General features: G+C 72.4%; 17 protein-coding genes. 7 read left to right on the top strand and 10 right to left on the bottom strand.

Features of this window, described 5'->3' with window-relative positions; genetic code table 11:
* Window positions 1–30: 30 nt before the first annotated feature.
* From ACWCPF_RS09000 to ACWCPF_RS08980, 5 genes are all read right to left on the bottom strand, one after another.
* Window positions 31–615: an isochorismatase family protein gene (locus tag ACWCPF_RS09000; RefSeq protein ID WP_451044310.1), complete on the bottom strand. Its 585-nt coding sequence runs from the start codon at window positions 613–615 to the stop codon at window positions 31–33.
* Window positions 616–786: 171 nt separating this feature from the next.
* Complete coding sequence (locus tag ACWCPF_RS08995) at window positions 787–2124, bottom strand: Nramp family divalent metal transporter (protein WP_451044309.1); 1338 nt, start codon at window positions 2122–2124, stop codon at window positions 787–789.
* Window positions 2125–2190: 66 nt separating this feature from the next.
* Window positions 2191–2670 carry an ATP-binding protein gene (locus ACWCPF_RS08990; protein WP_451044308.1) on the bottom strand — a complete coding sequence of 160 codons (480 nt, stop codon included), beginning with the start codon at window positions 2668–2670 and terminating at the stop codon, window positions 2191–2193.
* Between the two features lie 83 nt (window positions 2671–2753).
* A complete protein-coding gene (locus tag ACWCPF_RS08985; RefSeq protein ID WP_451044307.1) occupies window positions 2754–3689 on the bottom strand; it encodes an MEDS domain-containing protein in 936 nt (311 codons plus the stop codon).
* A gap of 47 nt (window positions 3690–3736) precedes the next feature.
* Window positions 3737–6100: an ATP-binding protein gene (locus ACWCPF_RS08980; RefSeq protein WP_451044306.1), complete on the bottom strand. Its 2364-nt coding sequence runs from the start codon at window positions 6098–6100 to the stop codon at window positions 3737–3739.
* Between the two features lie 287 nt (window positions 6101–6387).
* Here ACWCPF_RS08980 and ACWCPF_RS08975 point away from each other — a divergent pair, with 287 nt between their 5' ends.
* Window positions 6388–7767: a M14 family metallopeptidase gene (locus ACWCPF_RS08975; protein ID WP_451044305.1), complete on the top strand. Its 1380-nt coding sequence runs from the start codon at window positions 6388–6390 to the stop codon at window positions 7765–7767.
* On the opposite strand, the gene ACWCPF_RS08970 is transcribed toward ACWCPF_RS08975, so the two are convergent.
* The 4 genes from ACWCPF_RS08970 to ACWCPF_RS08955 all read right to left on the bottom strand — a co-directional run bounded on the left by ACWCPF_RS08970 (window position 7764) and on the right by ACWCPF_RS08955 (window position 10648).
* The gene (locus tag ACWCPF_RS08970) at window positions 7764–8366 is read right to left on the bottom strand and encodes a hypothetical protein (protein ID WP_451044304.1); all 603 of its coding nucleotides are present in this window, start codon (window positions 8364–8366) and stop codon (window positions 7764–7766) included. The two genes, ACWCPF_RS08975 and ACWCPF_RS08970, sit on opposite strands and share 4 nt — an antisense overlap.
* A gap of 118 nt (window positions 8367–8484) precedes the next feature.
* Complete coding sequence (locus tag ACWCPF_RS08965; RefSeq protein WP_451044303.1) at window positions 8485–8895, bottom strand: RidA family protein; 411 nt, start codon at window positions 8893–8895, stop codon at window positions 8485–8487.
* Window positions 8896–8906: 11 nt separating this feature from the next.
* Window positions 8907–9659, bottom strand: a complete 753-nt coding sequence (locus tag ACWCPF_RS08960) for an IclR family transcriptional regulator (protein ID WP_451044302.1) — start codon at window positions 9657–9659, stop codon at window positions 8907–8909.
* Window positions 9656–10648, bottom strand: a complete 993-nt coding sequence (locus ACWCPF_RS08955; RefSeq protein WP_451044573.1) for a sugar kinase — start codon at window positions 10646–10648, stop codon at window positions 9656–9658. Before ACWCPF_RS08955 ends, ACWCPF_RS08960 begins: the two co-directional genes overlap by 4 nt.
* A gap of 167 nt (window positions 10649–10815) precedes the next feature.
* On the opposite strand from ACWCPF_RS08955, the gene ACWCPF_RS08950 reads away from it, so the two are divergent.
* The gene (locus tag ACWCPF_RS08950; protein WP_451044301.1) at window positions 10816–12090 is read left to right on the top strand and encodes an amino acid deaminase; all 1275 of its coding nucleotides are present in this window, start codon (window positions 10816–10818) and stop codon (window positions 12088–12090) included.
* A 197-nt stretch (window positions 12091–12287) separates the two neighbouring features.
* Window positions 12288–13898, top strand: a complete 1611-nt coding sequence (locus ACWCPF_RS08945; protein ID WP_451044300.1) for an N-acyl-D-amino-acid deacylase family protein — start codon at window positions 12288–12290, stop codon at window positions 13896–13898.
* A gap of 99 nt (window positions 13899–13997) precedes the next feature.
* Here ACWCPF_RS08945 and ACWCPF_RS08940 read toward each other — a convergent pair whose 3' ends face one another.
* Window positions 13998–14882, bottom strand: a complete 885-nt coding sequence (locus ACWCPF_RS08940; RefSeq protein WP_451044299.1) for a S1 family peptidase — start codon at window positions 14880–14882, stop codon at window positions 13998–14000.
* A 175-nt stretch (window positions 14883–15057) separates the two neighbouring features.
* On the opposite strand from ACWCPF_RS08940, the gene ACWCPF_RS08935 reads away from it, so the two are divergent.
* From ACWCPF_RS08935 to ACWCPF_RS08920, 4 genes are all read left to right on the top strand, one after another.
* Complete coding sequence (locus tag ACWCPF_RS08935) at window positions 15058–15882, top strand: FAD binding domain-containing protein (protein WP_451044298.1); 825 nt, start codon at window positions 15058–15060, stop codon at window positions 15880–15882.
* Window positions 15883–15888: 6 nt separating this feature from the next.
* Window positions 15889–18615 carry a molybdopterin-dependent oxidoreductase gene (locus ACWCPF_RS08930; protein WP_451044297.1) on the top strand — a complete coding sequence of 909 codons (2727 nt, stop codon included), beginning with the start codon at window positions 15889–15891 and terminating at the stop codon, window positions 18613–18615.
* On the top strand, window positions 18612–19583 hold the full coding sequence (locus ACWCPF_RS08925; protein WP_451044296.1) for an antibiotic biosynthesis monooxygenase: 972 nt from the start codon (window positions 18612–18614) through the stop codon (window positions 19581–19583). Before ACWCPF_RS08930 ends, ACWCPF_RS08925 begins: the two co-directional genes overlap by 4 nt.
* A 99-nt stretch (window positions 19584–19682) precedes the next feature.
* On the top strand, window positions 19683–20213 hold the full coding sequence (locus tag ACWCPF_RS08920; protein ID WP_451044295.1) for a hypothetical protein: 531 nt from the start codon (window positions 19683–19685) through the stop codon (window positions 20211–20213).
* Window positions 20214–20260: the final 47 nt, after the last annotated feature.

Raw genomic sequence — 20260 nt, 5'->3', positions numbered from 1 at the left:
GAGACGGGTCCGCGGCCGAGGGCCCGTCCGTCAGCGGTCGGCCAGCAGCGCGAGGATCTCCTTCGTCGTGCCCGGCTCGCCGATCAGCGGGAAGAGGTACGACACGCTGTGCCGGTGCGCGTCCTCGCTGATGTCGGTCATCGCGTCGGTCGCGAACGCGACGTGGTAGCCGTGCTCGTGGGCGGCGCGGGCGGTGGACTCGACGCCGAGGCTGGTCGCGATGCCGCCCAGGACGATCTGGGTGACGCCCCGGCGGCGCAGCCGGAGGTCGAGGTCGGTGCCGTGGAAGGCGCCCCAGCTCCGCTTGGCGACCAGGATGTCCTCGTCGTGGCCGGCGAGCGGTTCGGCGATCGGGCCCAGGTCATGGGCGCGGGAGCGGCCGCCGGCCAGTCGGGCGGCCTCGCTGCGGCCGGGCACGGCGTCGGCGGGGTCGGGCGAGGCCGCCATCCGGACCAGGACGACGGGGGCGCCGGCGGCGCGGAAGGCGTCGGCGAGCTCGGCGGCCCGGGCCACCACGTCCGCGGCCGGGTAGGGCTTGGTGGGGGCGGCGAGCGTGCCGGCCTGAAGGTCGATCAGCACGAGCGCGGTCTTGTCGTCCAGCACGGTCACTGCCACGGCCTGCACCTCTCCTAGGGGATCAACAGCGGGGATCAGCAGCCTAGGAGAGATGCTTGCCGAACTCAAGCTTGAGTTAATCAAGCTTGAGTTGCTCAAATAGTTTCTCGGGTGGCCGGCGGTCGGCGGTCCGCGGTCGGCGGTCCGCGGTCGGCGGTCCGCGGTCGGCGGCTAGAAGAACTCCGACCACGGCTGGTCCCAGATCTGCTTCACGCACAGCACCAGGAACAGCAGCCCCGCCAGCACCAGCATCGCGTTGCTCAGCAGCCCGTTGCGCCACTCACGTGGTGTGCGGGAGGAGTTGAGCAGCCACAGCAGCGTGCCCGCCAGGAACGGCAGGAAGGCCGCGCCCAGCACGCCGTACAGGATGATCAGGCGGAACGGCTCGCCCTGGAAGAGCAGCACGATCGGCGGGAACGTCAGCCAGAGCAGATACGCCCGGAAGGGCCAGGAGCGCTCCCGCTCGCCGGAGGCGACCTCCTTCCCGCCCGCGCCGCCCCGGCCGCGGAAGCGGGCCACGAAGTCGGCGAACATCAGGCTCACGCCGTGCCAGACGCCGATGAGCGAGGTGAAGGAGGTGGCGAAGAAGCCGATGAGGAAGAACTTGGCCGTCGCCGTGCCGTACTCCGCCTCCAGGATGTCGCTCAGCTGGAGGAGCCCCTTGTCGCCGCTCGCGATCGCCACGTTCGCGGAGTGCAGCAGCTCCGCGCCGACGAAGAGCATGGCGACGACGAAGACGCCGGTGGTGACGTACGCGACCCGGTTGTCGAGCCGCATGACCTTCATCCAGCCGGTGTTCGTCCAGCCCTTGGCGTTGACCCAGTAGCCGTACGCGGCGAGCGTGATGGTGCCGCCGACGCCGCCGATCAGGCCCAGGGTGTTGAGGACGGAGTCCTTCTCGTCCGGCAGGACCGGCAGCAGGCCCGCGAAGGCGTCGCCCAGGTTCGGGGTGACCCGGATCGCCAGGTACACCGTCACCACGAACATGACGCCCACCAGGACGGTCATGACCTTCTCGAAGACGGCGTACTTGTTGAACCAGACGAACGCCAGGCCCACCAGCCCGCAGGCGACGGCCCACGCCTTGAGGTCCATCACGTCCGGGAACAGCGCCTGGAGCGGCAGCGCGCTCGACGACATCGCCGCCGCGCCGTAGACGAAGCCCCAGACGACCACGTAGACGACGAAGAACCAGGTGGTCCAGCGGCCGAGGCTCGCCCAGCCGTCGAAGAGGGTGCGGCCGGTGGAGAGGTGCCAGCGGCCGGCCGCCTCGGCGAGGGAGATCTTGACCAGGCAGCCGACGACCGCCGCCCAGAGGAGGGTGTAGCCGAAGTTGCTGCCCGCGATCAGGGTGGCGACGAGGTCGCCGGCGCCGACGCCGGTCGCGGCGACGACGATGCCGGGTCCGATGTACTTCCAACTCGCCTTGCGGGGGGAGGCATTGGTGGAGGGGTTGTCGATGTCGGATGGAGCCTCGGTGTCCGTGGGGTTTCCCGTGGTGTCCGCCATGAAGGTCAAGAAAGCCTAGAGCGACCGGTCCGGCAAGGGGGCGGGCGCGATCTCCACCCGATCTGATCACCTCTCGCAGCCGTCGCCCCCGCAGGTGCCCAGTTCGAACCAGACGGTCTTGCCCGCCCCGTCCTGGTGGCAGCTCCAGCGCCGGGCCAGCGCGTTCACCAGGAACATCCCCCGGCCGCGCTCGGCGCCGCCCGCGTGCAGCACCTGCGGGACGCGGCGGCCGGAGTCGGTCACCTCGCAGCGCAGGACGCCGTGCGCGGCATTCAGCGTGAGGCGGAAGCTGCTCGCGCAGTGCAGCAGGGCGTTGGTGGCCAGTTCGCTGACGAGCAGTTCGGCCGTGTCCACCAGCTCCGCCCGGTCCGCGAGCCCCCAGCCCTCCAGCTCTCTGCGCACCTGGGCGCGGGCCTCGCGGACGGCGGAGGGCCGGGGCTCGTACTCGACGCTCGAATGGCCTGCCCCTATCGGCGGTTGGGGGTAGGCGGCGTACTGGGGGCGGGGGTCCGGGAGGGGGCCGCTTCCCCCGGAAAGTCGCAGCATGGGTTCAGGATCTCCTCCCCCGGGCCGTCCACGTACGGGGAGGACTACCCGATTCCGTACCCGTCGAGCGGCCCCCGTCACGGCTACGCGTACTGCAGTCGTACGGTCGTGCCTACGCCGGCGTCGACCCGGCCGTCCGCGCCCGGGTAGGCGTCCCGGACGTCGACGTACGCGCACACCTGGCGGGCGAACCACAGGCCCTGGCCGGGCGTCGGTTCCAGCGTCGGCGGCGGGACGAAGCCGGCCAGGGGGTCGTCGAGCCGGCGGGCGAGGAGCAGTTCGCAGACGCAGCCGGGCGCCTCGCCCCACAGCAGGGCCCCGGTGACCGGTCCGAGGGAGGCCGCCTCCGCGACGGCCGTGGCGAACAGCTCCGCGTCCGCCGCGCCCAGTCCCCGGCCGGCCGCCCAGGCGCGGACGGCGTCCGGGGCGGGGTCGGCGAGGCGGTGGGCGTCGGCGGGCGTCGGGGGCAGCGGCACGGCGTCCAGCTCCGCCGCCACCCGCAGCGGGTCCGCGTAGACGCCGGTGTCGGGGTGGGCGCGCCGGGCCGCCTCGATGAGGACGGAGCCGGCCGTACGGGTGTCGTAGACGCACATCGCGGTGGTCGCCGTCGGGGCGAAGAGGAGGTTGGCGAGGGCCTCGTAGCGGATCCATTCGGCGCTCTCCCGCGGGGAGCGGCCGGCCCGGCCGTTCCACACGGGCTCCATGAGGAGGTGGAGGCGGCCGCCCGGACCGCCGTGCGCGGCGAGGTGGCCGGCCGCCCGGGCGATGGCGTTGGCGGCCGAGCCGGTGTACCAGTCGGTGTGCGGGACGAGGCCGATGTGCCGGGCGTCCGCGCCGAGGGCGTCGCGCAGGAGGTCCAGTTTGTCGGGGGCGACGATGGCGACGGGCGGGGGCTCCCCGGCGGCGGCCAGGCCCTCGGCGAGGAAGGGGAGGGCGGCGGCGACGAACCCCTCGTCCGTGGCGGAGACGGACATGCGGTGGTCGAACGTCCTCGGGGTGGCGGCAGGCTGAGCGGTCATGGGTCCCCATCGGTCGAGCGGTCGGGTGGAGGCGACTCGCCTGGGTGTCAGCGTTGGGCGGTCACCCAGGAGGCGATCTGGCTGCGGTTGCTGAAGCCGAGCTTGCTGAGGATGCGTTCGACGTGCCCTTCGGCGGTGCGGCGGGCGATCACCAGCCGGTCGGCGATCTGCTGGTTGGCGAGGCCCTCGGCGACGAGTTCGGCGACCTGGGCCTCTCGGCGGGTGAGCCGGACGCCGGGGGCGGTGGGCGGTTCCTCGGCGGGGGCCGCCGCGGGCGGCTGCTCCGCCAGTTCGAGGGCGACCACGTCGGTGAGCGTGAGGGCGGCCCCGCGGTCGTAGGCCCGGCGGAACGCGGCGCGTCCGATCGCCGCCCGGACGCGCTCCTCGCTGCCGCGCCGGGTGGAGTTGAGGCAGGCGGAGCCCCACCGGTCGCGGTCGACGTCGGCCCAGGCGCGGTCGGAGCCGCCGAGGAGGACCGCCGCGTGCTCGTGGGCGCCGCGGGCCGTCGCGATCCGGGCCAGCAGGTCGAGGGTGAGGCCCATGCCGAGGACGTCGTGGACCGCGTGCTTGAGGCGTATCGCCTCCCGGCCGTGCCGCTGCGCCCGCTCCCAGTCGCCGCGCACGCTGTGGGCCAGGGCGAGGATGCGCTCCACGTACGACAGCACCCAGCGCTCCCCGTGCTCGGCGCACAGCCGCCGGGTCGCCTCGCAGACCTCGATGGCCTCGTCGGCGCGGCCCAGGTAGGCGAGGGCGCAGGCCAGTTCGACCCGGTCCAGGCCGACGAGGCTGAGGTGCTGGCCGGGGACCCGGCCGCGGGCGACGCCGGCGCGGAAGTGGTCGAGGGCGCCGGTGAGGTCGTCGCTGAAGAGCCGGATGACGCCGACGACGTAGTCGGCGTGGGCCGCTTCGGCCTGGTCGCCGAGGGTCTCGGCCAGTTCGCGGGCCTGCTGCGCGCGGCGGCGGCCCCGGGTGAGGTCCTCCGGGCAGCCGGCGAGGAGGCCCGCGACCCACAGGGCGCGGGCCCGTTCGGGGGTGGGCTCGGGGTTGGCCTCCAGGGCCCGGTCCAGCCAGTAGCGGCCCTCCCGGGGGGCTCCGCAGGCGTGCCAGTGGAACCAGAGGGTGCCGGCGAGCCGCAGGCCGGCGTGGGACTCGCCGGGGGTGGTGAGGCTGAAGTCGAGGGCGCTGCGCAGGTTGTCCCGGTCGGCGCGCAGACCGGCGACGATGTCCGGCTGGGCGGGGCCGAACCAGTCGCGCTCGGCGGTGGCGGCCTGGTGCTGCATCCGGTCGCGGTGCCGGACCAGAGCCCGGTGCTCCTCTCCGGGGCGTTCCCGCAGGCGCTCCAGGCCGTACTGCCGGAGGGTGTCGAGGAGGCGGTAGCGGGCGCCGCCGGTCGGGCCGGTCTCCCGGCACAGAACGGACTTGTCGAGCAGACCGGCGACGGCGTCCAGGACGTCGCCGGCTTGCATGTGTCCTTCGTCGTGTCCTTCCCCCTGTCCTTCGCCGTGTCCTTCCCCCGCGCACACCGCCTCGGCCGTGTCCAGGTCGAAGGTGCCGGGCAGGACGGACAGCCGGGACCAGGTCAGCTGTTCGCGTGCGTCGCAGAGTTCGTAGCTCCAGTCGATGGCCGCGCGCAGGGTCTGGTGGCGGGGCGGGACGGTGGGGCCGCCGGTGGTGAGGAGGCGGTAGCGGTCGTCCAGGCGGGTCAGGAGCTGGGGGAGGTCCAGGACGCGCATGCGGACCGCGGCGAGTTCGATGGCGAGGGGGAGGCCGTCCAGCCGTCGGCAGAGGCGGGCGACCGCGGCGCGGTTGGCGGCGGTGAGGCGGAAGCCGGGGGCGACCGCGGCGGCCCGGTCGGCGAAGAGGGCGAGGGCCGGGTAGCCGTCGGCGGCGGCGAGGTCGCCGTCCGGGTCGGGGACCGGCAGCGGTCGGACGTCCATCAGGTGTTCCTCGGTCAGGCCGAGGCGGTGGCGGCTGGTGGCGAGGACGCGGACGCCGGTCGTGCCCCGCAGGAGGGCGCCGGCCAGGGTCGCGCAGGCGGCGAGCAGGTGCTCGCAGTTGTCCATGACCAGCAGCAGGCGGCGGTCCGTCAGCTGCTCCACCAGCGCGTCCAGCGCGGGGCGTTCCGAGTGGTCGTGCAGGTCGAGCGCGTCGGCGACGGCGAGGGGGACCAGCGTCGGGTCGTGCAGGCCGGAGAGGGGCACGAAGCGGACGCCGTCGGGGAAGGCCCGTTCCACGCGGGCCGCGATCCGGCCGGCCAGCCGGGTCTTTCCGACGCCGCCGGGGCCGGTCAGGGTGACCAGTCGGGCTCTGGCCAACAGCTCACGGCCCGCCGCCAGTTCGCTTCGCCGGTCGACGAAGCTGGTCGTCTCCACCGGCAGGTGACCGTCCCGGCGCGGCGCTGATCCGCCCATGAACAGTCCTTGGTCGTCGTCGCGAAACCCCAGCTTTCCCCGACGCGTACATATATGCACACTCGCCTCACACGGGTGGGTGCACTTCGCGTGGGATCGCTCGGGCGAGCGTCGCCACGACTACACTGCGCGGCCGGTCAAGGCCGATTCCGCACGATTCCAGCCACATCGACGCTTTGTCGTCTCTTGACCTGCTCATGCCAGACATCGACGATGAGCGGCACCCGTACCGCCGCACACAGCAAGCGCACAGCCCCCCACGACCCGACTCCCCATCAGGAGAGTTCATGCGACTTCGCATTCGCGGCTCAGGTTCAGGCAGTCCCGGCGCCACCGGCGGCCGAAGCGGCAGGAGGACGGCCGTGCTCGCCGCCCTGCTGGCCCTCGCCCTCGCGGCGCCGGTCTCGGCGACGGTCACCGACGCGGCGGCGGGCAGCGCCCCCAAGGCCGCGCCCTCCGCCGACGACATCCGGCAGTACGAGATCCACATCGCCCACAGCACCCCACAGCTGCGCACCGCGATCGCCGCGTCCGGCGTGAGCATCGACGAGGCCGACGAGGAGACCGTCGTGGTCTCCGGCCGCGCGGAGCACATCAAGAAGCTGCGCTCGCAGGGGTACGAGGTGACCCTGCTGGGCTCCGCGCCGGACCGGGTCGCCGAGGACGAGGTACGGCTCTTCGACTTCCCGTCCGCCGACTCCCGGTACCACAACTACGCCGAGATGACGACGGAGATCAATCAGCGGATCGCCGCCTACCCGGGCATCATGAGCAAGCGGGTCATCGGCAAGTCGTACGAGGGCCGGGACATCGTGGCCATCAAGATCAGCGACAACGTGGCCACCGACGAGGCCGAGCCGGAGGTGCTGTTCACCCACCACCAGCACGCCCGCGAGCACCTCACGGTGGAGATGGCCCTGTACCTGATCCGCGAGCTGGGCGCCGGCTACGGCTCCGACTCGCGCGTCACCAGCATGGTCAACGGCCGCGAGATCTGGATCGTCCCCGACCTCAACCCCGACGGCGGCGAGTACGACGTCGCCACCGGCTCCTACCGCTCGTGGCGCAAGAACCGGCAGCCCAACTCCGGTTCCTCGTACGTCGGCACGGACCTCAACCGGAACTGGAACTACAAGTTCGGCTGCTGCGGCGGCTCCTCAGGGTCCACGTCCTCCGAGACCTACCGGGGCACGTCCGCCGAGTCCGCCCCCGAGGTGAAGGTGGTCTCGGACTTCGTGCGCAGCCGGATCGTCGGCGGCAAGCAGCAGATCACCGCGGGCATCGACTTCCACACCTACAGCCAGCTGGTGCTGTGGCCCTTCGGGTACACGACCGCCGACACGGCGACCGGCATGACCGTGGACGACAACGCCGCGTTCAAGGCCGTCGGGCAGAAGATGGCCGCGAGCAACGGGTACACCGCCGAGCAGGCCAGTGACCTGTACATCACGGACGGGTCGATCGACGACTATCTCTGGGGCGCGCACAAGATCTTCTCGTACACCTTCGAGATGTACCCGTCCTCCAGCGCGGGAGGCGGGTTCTACCCGCCCGACGAGGTCATCGAGCGGGAGACTTCCCGTAACCGGGACGCGGTGTTGCAGCTTCTCGAAAACGCGGACTGTATGTACCGGTCCATCGGCAAGGCGACCCAGTACTGCAGCTAGTCGGCGTCCTTGACGTCAGCGTCCTCGACGTCGACGTCGTCGTCCTCGGCGTCGCCTTCTTCGAAGTAGGCGTCGAGGACGTCGTCCAACTGCTTCTCCCACTCGTTGAAGCGGGCCCTGGCCGTCGCCTCGATCTCGATCGGGTACCAGCGGCGGTCAGGGGTGTGCACCGTGATCGTGAACCGCTTGCCGAAGCGCGGCGACTCCGTCTCGATCGCGCCGATCTCGTCCCAGCGGAACTCGCACTCCTCCTCGTCGAGGCGGAGCCGGACGCCCTTGGCGTCGGCGGCGATCCGCGCCCGGCGGTCGGAGGCCTCGAAGACGGGACCCTCGGACGACAGTTCCTCTTCCGGCTCGTCGTCAGAGCCGTCGGCCGAGTCGCCGTCGGAGTCGTCGGCCGAGTCGTCGGCCGGCTTCGGCTTCTCGGCGGAGGTCTCCGCGGCGGGAGTCTCCTCCGTCGTCGGCTCCCCCTCTTCGTCCTCGGCCGGCTTCGCGTCCTCCGGCTCCGCGGTCACGGGCGACGTGAGCCCGGGGATGAATGCCGGGTCGAATCCGGCGCCCTCCAGGGGCTGGCTGCTCGAACCTATGCGCTGCTCCACAGCGGGCAGTATGGTCGAAGATCCTGTGCCGGACACAGTCAGCCCCTACTTCGTTACCGGAGACCTACACGAAGAGGCTCAATCCGGCCGCCGACGCGCGGGAATCCGTGGAGCGGTGTCAGCCGAGGACGGCGAGTGCGTCGATCTCGATGAGGAGCCCGGTGGGGAGGCCGACGTAGACCGTCGTGCGGGCGGCCGGGGGCGCGGTGAGGCGCTGCTCCTCGAAGTAGGCGTTGTAGATGCCGTTCATCTCGGCGAAGTGGTCGACGTCGGTGAGATAGACGCGGATCATCATCACGTCGTCCCAGCTCGCGCCGCCCTCCTCGAGGATCGACTTGACGTTGGCGAGGGTCTGGAGGGTCTGCTCGCGCAGGGTGGGTCCGGCGGGCGTGGGGGGCTTGCCCTCCTCGGCGGGCAGGAACCCGACCTGGCCCGCGACCTGGAGGAGGTTGCCCTTCTTCACGCCGTGGGAGAACTTGGCGGGCGGGGTGGTGTGGGTCTTCGGGGTGAGCGCGATCTTCTCGGTCATCAGGTGGCTTCCTAGGCTGCTGGGGTTCGTCCGGAGTACTCCCCGCTGATGGCGTCCGCCGTGCGGCGGACCAGCGGGAGCAGGGTGAGCAGTTCGTCGGCGGTGACGACGACGTTCGGCGCGGAGACGGACATCGCGGCGACCACCCGGCCGTCGGAGCCCCTGATCGGCGCGGCGACGCAGTTGATGGACTCCTCGTGGCCGCCGAGGTCGGTGGCCCAGCCCTGCTCGCGCACCTTCTCCAACTCCCGTACGAAGGCGGGGGCGTTGGGGGTGGAACGGGCCGTGTAGAGGGGGTAGTCCAGCTTCTCGGCGACCGCGCGCCGCTCGGGCTCGGGCAGGTCGGCGAGGAGCAGCTTGGCGACGGCGGCGACCGTGATGGCGACGGGCTTGCCGATCCGCGAGTACATGCGCACCGGGTAGCGGCTCTCCACCTTGTCGATGTAGAGGACCTCGCCCTCCTCGTACACGGCGAGGTGGACGGTGTGCCCGCAGGTCTCGTTCAGGCGGACGAGGTGGGGGTGGGCGATCTCGCGGATGTCGAGGTTCTCCATCGCCTCCTGGGCGAGGGCGAACAGGCGCGCGCCGAGGCGGTAGCGCTGGTCGGACTGGCGGTAGACGAGGCCGTGTTCGTGCAGGGTGCGCAGCAGCCGCAGGGCCGTCGATTTGTGCACGCCGAGCCGGTCGGCGACCTGTCCCAGGTCGGCGGGGCCTTCGGCGAGCAGCGGCAGGATGCTCAGGGCGCGGTCGACGGTCTGGCTCATGGGGTGCGTACCTCCTCCGGGGCCGGGGCCTGGGTCCAGCCGGGGCCGAGTCGAAGTGTCTCCCACGAGGGGTCGTCGAGGTCGGCCAGCCGGTCCGCGTGCGCGCGCGTCGGGGGTACGGCGAGGTCGCCGGGGGCGGTGAGGGCGGCGGCGGCCATGAGGTGCCCGTGCCGCAGCCGCTCCCGCGCCGGGAGCCCGCGCAGGGTCGCGGAGAGAAACCCGGCGGCGAAGGCGTCCCCGGCCCCCACCGCTGCGCTGACCTGGACGGCGGGAGCGGGCACGAAGGTGACGGTCGGCTGCGCGTCGCCGTCGTCCTCGAAGGCCGTGGCTCCCCGGGCGCCCTGTTTGACCACCAGTACGCGTGGTTCCGGCAGGGCCCCTCTGATCGCCGGCGGGCCGCCGGTGATCCCCCACGCCTCCTGCGCCTCGTCCTCCCCGACGAAGACGAGGTCGGCGGCGCGGGCGAGGTCCAGGAGCACGCGCGGGCCGTCGGCGGCGCGCCAGAGCCCGGCGCGGTGGTTGACGTCGAAGGAGATCAGCGGGCGTCCGGGGCGGCGGGCCGTCAGTTCCCGCAGCAGGTCCAGGCAGTCGTCGGAGAGGGCGGCCGTGATGCCGGTCAGGTGCAGTACGCGGCCTGCGCGGACGGCGTCGAGGTCGACGGTGTCGACGGACATCGCGGAGGCCGCGGATCCGGCGCGGTAGTAGGCGACCTCGTGTGCGTCGGTGGCCCGGTCGCCCGCGGTGCGGAAGTAGACGCCGGTCGGGCGGTCGGGGTCGCGCCGTACAGAGGCGATGTCGACGCCGTAGGAGCCGACGGCCTCGACGAGGTGGTCGCCGAAGCCGTCCGCGCCGACCCGGCTGACCCAGCGCACGGGGTGTCCGGCGGCCGCCAGCGCGCAGGCCGCGTTGGACTCCGCGCCGCCGATGGCCCGGTCGAAGGACGGCACGTCGGCGAGGCGGCCCGGCCGGGTGGGCAGGAAGGTGACCATGGACTCGCCGAGCGCGACCACGTCTACGACGTCCACCTCGTGGGCTCCTGTGCTGGTGCGGGTCGGCTGCTCCGTTGACCCGGCGTTGGCGGAGATGTTAGACAGCAGTAAGCGACATACGCAATGGACGTTGCGGATATTGCAACGCTCCTGATCAGGGAGGTTCCATGAGCATCGAGGCACGCGAGGCGCTGGCCCGACTGGCCGAGGACCGGGTCGACCACCGCTTCAAGGGCCTCCCGCCGGACGCCGACGGCCTCACCGTCGGCGAGCTGGCCGCCCAGCGCCGCAACCTCTTCACCGGCGGCTTCGCGACGCCGGTGCTGGCCCTCTCCGCCGAGCGCCTGGAGCACAACCTCGACCTCATGGAGACGTACGCGACGCGGCACGGCCTCGCGTTCGCCCCGCACGGCAAGACGTCCATGGCCCCGCAGCTCTTCCAGCGTCAGATCGACCGCGGCGCCTGGGGCATCACCCTCGCCGTCCCGCACCAGGTGCGGGTGGCCCGCGCGTACGGCGTCCAGCGGGTCTTCCTCGCCAACGAACTGGTGGACCCGGCCGCCCTGCGCTGGATCTCGGCGCAGCTCGACGCCGACGCCGGCTTCGCCTTCGTCTGTTACGTCGACTCGGTGCGCGGCGTCGAGCTGATGGACGCCGCCCTGCGCGGCGCGGGCCGCCCGCTGGACGTCGTCGTCGAACTGGCCGCCGGCGAGGGCGCCCGCACCGGGGTGCGCACGGAGGCGGAGTGCGCGGCGGTCGCGGAGGCGGTGGCGGCCACGACGACCCTGCGGCTGGTCGGGGTCGCGGGCTACGAGGGCGAGGTCCCGCAGGCCGACCCGGAGCGCGTGCGCGCCTGGCTGCGCCGGCTCGTCGCCCTCACCGTCGACCTCGACAAGGCGGGACGGTTCGCGGGCGCCGAGGAGATCGTGGTCAGCGCGGGCGGCAGCGCCTGGTTCGACGCGGTCGCCGACGTCTTCGCCGAGATCCCCGGACTCTCGCTCCCGGTCCTGAAGCTGCTGCGCTCGGGCGCGTACGTCTCGCACGACGACGGCCACTACCGCAAGCTCACGCCGTTCAACCGGGTACCCGAGGAGGGCGCGCTGGAGCCCGCGTTCCGGCTGTGGGCCCAGGTCGTCTCCCGGCCCTCCCCCGAGCAGGCGTTCCTCAACGCGGGCAAGCGGGACGCGGCCTACGACCTCGACCTGCCCTTCGCCCAGGCGATCCGCCGCGCCGGCACGGAACGCCCGGCGACCGGCGTGTCGGTGACCGGCCTGTCCGACCAGCACGCCTGGCTGCGCACCACGGCCGAGGCGGACGTCGAGGTCGGCGACTGGGTCGGCCTGGGCCTGTCCCACCCCTGCACGTCCTTCGACAAGTGGCCGCTGATCCCGCTGGCGAAGGCGGACGGCACGGTCGTGGAATACATCCGCACGTTCTTCTAGACAGGCGCGGTACGGCAGCGCCCTGAAGGGGCGCGGGGCGCTGACATCTGCGGCTCCGCCGCGATGGGGGTCCCCCCGCTCGAGCGCAGCCGAGAGTGGGGGAGCGACCAGCCACGACGGCGCCGCAGCGGACCGACGGCACATCGCGGCACTCCCATCGGCACGTTCATCGCACTTCTTTTCGCTGGAGGCCCGTCGTGGAAGAACTCGTCATCCGGGACGCGGACGTCGTCGACGGCTCGGGCGGGCCCTCGTACCGCGCCGATGTGGTCGTGGACGGCGGCCGGATCGTGGGGATCGTGCAGGAGGCGGCCGCGGCCGGGTGCCAACGGCCGAAGGCGCGGCGGGAGCTGGACGCGGAGGGCCTCGTCCTCTCCCCCGGTTTCATCGACATGCACGCGCACAGCGACCTCGCGCTGCTGCGCGACCCCGACCACAGTGCGAAGGCCGCGCAGGGCGTGACCCTGGAGGTGCTGGGCCAGGACGGTCTGTCGTACGCCCCGGTCGACGACCGGACGCTGGCCGAGGTCCGCTCGGCCATAGCGGGCTGGAACGGCCCCGGCGACGACGTCGACTTCGACTGGCGGTCGGTGGGCGAGTACCTGGACCGGCTGGACCGCGGGATCGCCGTCAACGCCGCGTATCTGATCCCGCAGGGCACGGTCCGCGCCCTCGCGGTCGGCTGGGAGGACCGCCCGGCCACGCCCCGGGAGCTGGACCGGATGCGGCGACTGGTGGCGGAGGGGCTGGAGCAGGGCGCGGTCGGAATGTCGTCCGGGCTGACCTACACGCCCGGCATGTACGCGCCGGACGCCGAACTCACCGAACTGTGCCGGGTGGTGGCGTCCTACGGCGGCTACTACTGCCCCCACCACCGCAGTTACGGCGCCGGTGCGCTGGCGGCGTACGCGGAGATGGTCGAGCTGGCGCGCAGGGCGGGCTGTCCGCTCCATCTCGCGCACGCCACCATGAACTTCGGCGAGAACGAGGGCCGCGCGCCCGAGCTGCTGGCGCTGCTGGACGAGGCGTTGGCGGCGGGCGCCGACATCAGTCTCGACACCTACCCGTACACCCCCGGCAGCACCACGCTCGCGGCCCTGCTGCCCAGTTGGGCGAGCGAGGGCGGCCCGGCGCAGACCCTGCGCCGCCTCGCGGACGACGAGACGGCAGAACGCGTCCGCCACCAGCTGGAGGTCGTGGGCGCGGACGGCTGTCACGGGGTGCCGGTGGACTGGGAGACGATCGAGATCTCGGGCGTGGGCGACCCGGCGCTCGGGGAGTACGTCGGCCGGACCGTCCGGGAGTCGGCGGCGGCGCGCGGCGAGAGCCCCTGGACGACGGCCCGCCGGCTGCTCCTGGACGACCGGCTCGCCCCCTCGATCCTCCAGCACGTGGGCCACGAGGAGAACGTCCGGACGATCATGCGGCACCGCGTCCACACGGGCGGTTCGGACGGCATCCTGCGGGGCGCGAAGCCGCATCCGCGGGCGTACGGCACGTTTCCGCGCTATCTCGGCCACTATGTGCGGGAGTTGGGCGTCCTGTCCCTGGAGGACTGCGTCGCCCATCTCACCTCGCGCCCGGCGGCCCGGCTGCGACTGCCCGACCGGGGCCTGGTCCGCGAGGGCCACCGCGCCGACCTGGTCCTCTTCGACCCGCGAACGGTGGCGGCGGGTGCGACGTACGACGCCCCGCGCACACCGCCCACGGGCATCCCGCACGTCCTGGTGGACGGCCGCTTCGTCATCGAGGACGGTCGCCGCACGGATGAGTTGGCGGGCCGAGCGATTCGTCGCACGCCGCTGTAGCGGACCTCCCCGGGGGTGCCGGAGGCACCAGGGGGCGCGGGGAACTGCGCGACCAGCCCCCACGCGCCCGCGGACGAGAACGGCGCACCCGGCGGAGCGCTACGGCTTGGGCAGGGTGCAAGCGGTAGCGCTGAGGTTGAGCTGGTTGCCGGTCGTGAAGCAGGCCGGGATCTGGTAGATCTCCTGGGCGTAGTTGATGCCCTCGCGGACGGTGACGGTGCCGCTCTCACTGACCTCGCACGGGTTGTTCAGCGTGCAGGTCTCGCCGTCCTCGTTACCGGTGTTGTTGACGCCGACGACCTTGCCGGTGGCCTGGTCGATGACCGGCGAGCCGGAGGTGCCGCCGATGGTCTGGCAGGCGGAGGTGTAGCGGATCGAGTCCTTCCAGGTCCAGTCGCCCTCCTTCAGGCGGTACGCGAACCCGTCGATGCTGCAGTTGTAGAGCGTCTTCCAGTAACCGGAGGCCACGGTGATGGCGGTGCCGGCGGTCGGGTGGGTGTCCTGCACGGTCAGCGGGGCGATCCCGTACGCGGACTGGATCGTCGCGTAGGTGCTGGTGAGCTGGTAGATCGAGACGTCCGTGTCGGTCATCGTCCCGTAGGCGAGCTTGCTGGCCCTGAGGGTGGCGACCCGGGTGCCGGCGGCGTTGAGCAGGCCGAAGGTGCGGCTGGAGGCCTGGTTGACGAGCACCTCGCCGGGCTCCGGGAAGCCGGTCGTCAGGCAGTGGCCGTTGGACAGCACCAGCGCCGGGTCGGTGGCCAGCGAGTTGGGGAAGCGGATGACCGAGCCGGAACAGTTGCTGAGCGCGACGGTCCCGGCGAGGGTGACGGCCTGGAGTGTGGGCGCGGAGGCCTTGGTCGCGGTCGTCGTCCCGGCCTGGGCCGGTGCGCTCACCGGCGCGCTCACCGGCGCGGCGACCGCGGGTGCCGCGCCCGCCCCGGCGATGGCCAGGGCGAAGAACGCGGCGACGAGAGGCTTTCTCATGTGGGGGTCCCCTCTTACGACAAGGCGACCGGAGATCTTCCGGTCGCCCACTGACTTGTCATGCACACTTTTGTCATGCGCATTGTTAGTGCCGTAAGGGGTGAGATCAAGAGTCGGTTTTCGGCCTCCGGGACTACGCTGGAGAAGGGCGCAGTTCACAGATCGGCTCCCGACCATGGACCTGAACACCATCACCGAAGTCGTCCGACGACCGCCGTCGGACCGGCCGGGTGCGGACTGGCGCGAGGGCGATGCCTGGCTCGCCGGCGGAACATGGCTCTTCTCCACCGAGCAGCCGCAACTGTGCCGACTGGTCGATCTGACCGCGCTGGGCTGGGCGCCGCTGGTCGCCAGCGACGCGGGCCTGGAGATCGGCGCCACCTGCACCGTCCGCGACCTGTACGCCTACGCGCCCCCGCGCGACTGGATCGCGGGCCCCCTCCTCGCGGCGAGCTGCGAGGCCTTCCTGTCCTCCTTCAAGGTCTGGAACTCGGCCACCGTCGGCGGCAACATCTGCATGTCCCTGCCCGCCGGCCCGATGATCACGCTGACGGTCGCGCTGGAGGCCCGCTACGAGCTCTGGGCTCCCGACGGATCGACGCGCGTCGTGGACGCGGTCGACTTCGTCACCGGGGACCACCGCAATGTGCTGGCTCCCGGGGAGATCCTGCGTCGCGTCGGCATCCCGGCCCACGCACTGCGCAAGCGCACCGCGCACCGCCGCTTCACGCTGACCCGGCTCGGCCGTTCGACGGTGTTCCTCATCGGCACCCGGACGCCGGGCCGAAGCGACCTGCTGCTCACCGTCACGGCCGGCACCACCCGCCCGGTGCGCTTCGCCTTCGACAGCGCGCCCGACGCCCGCACCCTGCGCCGGCGCATCGACGCCGTCCCGGCCGGACTCTGGTTCGCCGATCCCAACGGGACCCCCGACCACCGTCGCCATCTGACGCGGCACTTCGCCGAAGAGATCCGTCGCGAACTCACCCAAGACCGGTGACCTGACATGAACTACCTGGTGAACGGCAGGAGCTTCGCCGAGGAACCGGCGCCCGGTCAGTGTCTGCGCACCTTCCTGCGCTCGCTCGGCCACCACGGCGTCAAGAAGGGCTGCGACGCGGGCGACTGCGGGGCCTGCACGGTGTGGCTGGACGGCGACCCCGTGCACAGCTGCATCACCCCCGCCTTCCGCGCGGACGGCCACGAGGTGACGACGATCGAGGGCCTCGGCGCCCCCGGCGACCTGCATCCGGTGCAACGCGCCTTCCGCGACGCCCCGGGGTTCCAGTGCGGTTTCTGCACCGCCGGGATGATCATGACGTCGGCGACCTTCACCGACGCGCAGCGGGCGGACCTGCCCCGGGCGCTGAAGGGCAACCTCTGCCGCTGCACGGGCTATCGGGCGGTCGAGGACGCCGTGCGGGGCGTCGTGGGCGTGGAGCGTGCCGCGCCGGGCAAGGCCGTCGGGACGAGCGTCGGCGCGCCGGCCGCCGAGGACGTGGTGACCGGCCGCGCCGAGTTCACGATGGACACCCGCCTGGACGGCATGCTGCACCTCAAGGTGCTGCACTCGCCGCACGCGCACGCCCGGATCGTGTCCGTGGACAAGAGCGCCGCCCTGGCGGTCCCCGGCGTGCGGCGCGTCTACACCTGGCAGGACGTGCCGCGCAGGCGCTTCACCACGGCGATCCACACCGACCATCTCGTCGACCCGGACGACACGTTCGTCCTCGACGACACGATCCGCTTCGTCGGACAGCGCGTCGTCGCGGTCCTGGCCGACACGGTCGGGGCGGCGGAGGAGGGCTGCCGGAAGGTCGTCGTGGAGTACGAGGTGCTGCCGGCCGTGTTCGACGCCGAGGCCGCGATGGCACAGGGCGCGCCGCAACTGCACGGCACGGAGGATCCGTTCGCCCTGGATCCCGTCCACAACGTGCTGCTGGAGATCCACACGCACATCGGCGACGTCGCCGCGGGGTTCGCCGAGGCCGATGTGATCCACGAGGGCACGTACTCCTCGCCCCGGGTGCAGCACGCGCATCTGGAGACGCACGGCTCGATCGCCTGGCTGGAGAACGGGCGGCTCAACGTCCGCACCAGTTCGCAGTCGCCGTCGATCGCGAAGGTCAAGCTCGCCCATCTGTTCGCCCTGCGCCCGGACCAGCTCCGGGTGTTCTGCAAGCGGGTGGGCGGCGGCTTCGGCGGCAAGCAGGAGGTGATCTCGGAGGACCTCGCGGCGCTCGCCGCGCTGGACACCGGACGTCCCGTGTCCTTCGAGTACACCCGCGAGGAGGAGTTCACCACGGCCTCGCCCCGGCACCCGATGACGCTGACGGTCAAGCTCGGCGCGAAGGCCGACGGCACCCTCACGGCGTTCCAGGTCCGCAATGTGTCGAACACCGGCGCCTACGGCAACCACGGCGGCGAGACGCTGTACGCGGGCGGCGCGGCCGTCATGATCTACCGCTGTCCGAACAAGAAGTACGACGCGTACTCCGTGTACACCAACACCGTGCCGAGCGGCGCGCTGCGCGGCTACGGGATGACCCAGCCGGCGTTCGCCGTGGAGTCGGCCATGGACGAGCTGGCGCGCGCCCTGCACCTCGATCCGCTCGAACTGCGCCGCCGCAACATCGTGCGTCCGGGCGACCCGCTCGTCGCCCTGCACGACGGCCCCGACGACGTGTCGTTCACCGAGGACTCCCTCGCGCAGTGCATCGACCGGGTGGGCGAGGCCCTGGCCCGGACCGCGGGCCAGGCGCCCCCGGGCCCCGACTGGCTCGTCGGGACCGGTGTGGCGAGCTCCCTGCACGAGACCGCGCCGCCGACCGAGCACATCTCCGAGGCCTGGGTCACGCTGGGCGACGACCTGGTGTACGAACTGGCCGTCGGCACGGTCGAGTTCGGCGAGGGCACGTCGACCGCGCACGTCCAGATCGCGGCCGGCCAGCTCGGTACGACGCCGGCGCGGATCCGGCTGGTGCAGTCCGACACCGACCGCACGGGCTTCGACACGGGCGCGTTCGCGAGCGCGGGCCTGTTCGTGTCGGGCAACGCGGTGCTCCGGGCGGCCGACGCCGTACGCGACCGCATCGTGGAGTACGCCGCCGCGTACACGGGCGTCCATCCGGTGCTGTGCTCGCTGGGCGAGGAGGACGTCCTGTGCGGCGAGCGGCGGGTGCCGCTGGCCGCGCTGGTCGCGGCGGCCCGGGCGCGCGGAATCCGGTTCACCGCCGCCCGCAAGGCCTACGGCTCGCCGCGCAGCGTCACCTCCAACACCCAGGGCTTCCGAATCGCCGTGCACCGGGTGACGGGGGAGATCCGCATCCTGCACAGCGTCCAGGCGGCCGACGCCGGCGCGGTCGTCAACCCCGCCCAGGTGCGCGGACAGGTGGAGGGCGGGGTGGCCCAGGGCATCGGGTTCGCGCTGACCGAGAACCACCACATCGACGCGGACGGCGTCATGGTGAACCCGAACCTGCGCAACTACCGCATCCCCACCTACGCCGACGTTCCGCGCACCGATGTGCTCCTCGTGGCCTCCACGGATTCCGTCGGCCCGCTGCGGTCGAAGGGCATGGCGGAGTGCTGCATCAACCCGGTGGCCCCGGCGCTGGCGAACGCGCTCCATGACGCCACGGGCGTCCGCTTCCGCTCGCTGCCGCTGAGTCCGGAGCGGATCTACAGCCGGCTCATCGAGAAGCAGTCGGTGTCGACGGGACCGGGCTCATGAGCACCGAACAGCACGCGGGCGCGGCGGCGACGGCGATCATCGGCCAGAAGGTCCTGCCCGGACTCGAACAGCAGTACGCATCATGGCAGGAGGACGTCAACGCGGCCGCCGCCGACTACGCGGGGTATCTCGGCGTCGAGGTGTCCCGGCCGACAAAGCTGCAACCCGAATGGGTGGTCGTCTACCGCTTCGACTCGGTGGCCCATCTTCAGGCGTGGATCAACAGCGCGACCCGACAGCGCCTCCTGGAGGTCGGCGACACCTACCTGGACGGCCCCGGCACGCAGCAGGTCGTCAGCGGCGGCGACCGGCCGGCGGATCCGCTGGTGACGGTCGTGATCACCCACCGCGTCGACCCCGGCCACGTGGACGAGTTCCTCGCCTGGCAGCGCCGCATGAGCGCGGAGGAGGAGAAGTTCGAGGGCTTCCGCGGGACCGAGCTGTTCCGTCCGGTCGAGGGGGTCCAGGACGACTGGACCACGATGTACCGATTCGACAGCGCCGAGCACCTCGACGCCTGGCTGACGTCCCCGAGGCGGCAGGAGCTGCTCGCCGAAGGCGCGAAGTTCAACGACTTCAGACTGCGCACGATCGACAACTCGTTCGGCAGCTGGTTCGCCTTCGACGAGAACGGCAAGGAAGCGCCGCCGCCCTCGGAGACGAAGACGTCCATCGCCGTCTGGGTCGGCCTGTACCCGACCGTGGTGCTGCTGACGCTGGCCCTGTCGCCGCTGGGCATGCCGCTCTGGCTCGGGCTGCTGGTGGGCAACCTGCTGTCCAGCTTCCTGATGAGCTTCCTCACCATGCCGCACTACGTGAACCGGCTCCTCGGACGGTGGCTGCGGCCGCCCCCGGACGAGCCCGCGGGGCGCACCGACCTCGTCGGCCTCGGCGTCGTCGCCGCGCTGATGGCGTTCTGGGTCGTGGTCTTCTACGTCATCACCACCCAGATCTGGACGCTGCCCTGAGCGATCGCCGGCGTGCCGGCGGGGCAGGCGGGGGTTGGTTTTCGGCCGCCGGGAAGCGGCCGGGCGGGAGCCGGTGAGCATCCCGCCTACCTGCCCCCCTTGCCGGCCCCCCGCCCCTTCCCGGAGTTGCCCTTCCCGGATCCCGGCGCCGCCGAAGAGGCCGGGTCGCTCGCCGTCGGGTCGCCGGCCGAAGAGGCGTCCACGGGCGCCGAGGGCGTCGTACCGCCCGCAGACGGCGCCGCAGCGGCAGTGGTCGACGCGGACGGGCCCGGCCCCGCGGAACCGGTGGGCCCGCCCGCGGACGGGGACGGCGACGCCGAGGGGCTCACCGTGTCGTCGGACGACGAGCGCGTATCCGCACTCCCGCCCCGCTCGCCCCGCCGATCGTCGGTCGCCGGACCGGACAAGGACAGGCCCGCCACCACGGCGGCCAGCGACACCGCGCCCACCGCGCCCGCCGCGACCACGACCCGACGCGAACGCCACCCGCCCGTCCGCCGCACGGCGCGCCGACGGTCCGCGCGACCGCCCGCACCCTCCTCCACGGCGGGGACCGGGGGAAGCCGCTGCGTCTCGTCGTACGCGTTCTCCCATCCGTGCGCCGCCGCCGGATCGGCGTACTGCTCGTAAGAGGTGGGGTCGGACTCGGCGTACGCGTCGTACACGATCGGCCGAAC

This window comes from Streptomyces sp. NPDC001858, from assembly GCF_053594615.1.
The sequence above is the reverse complement of the archived record's forward strand: the minus strand, read 5'-3'. Positions and strand labels throughout refer to the sequence as shown.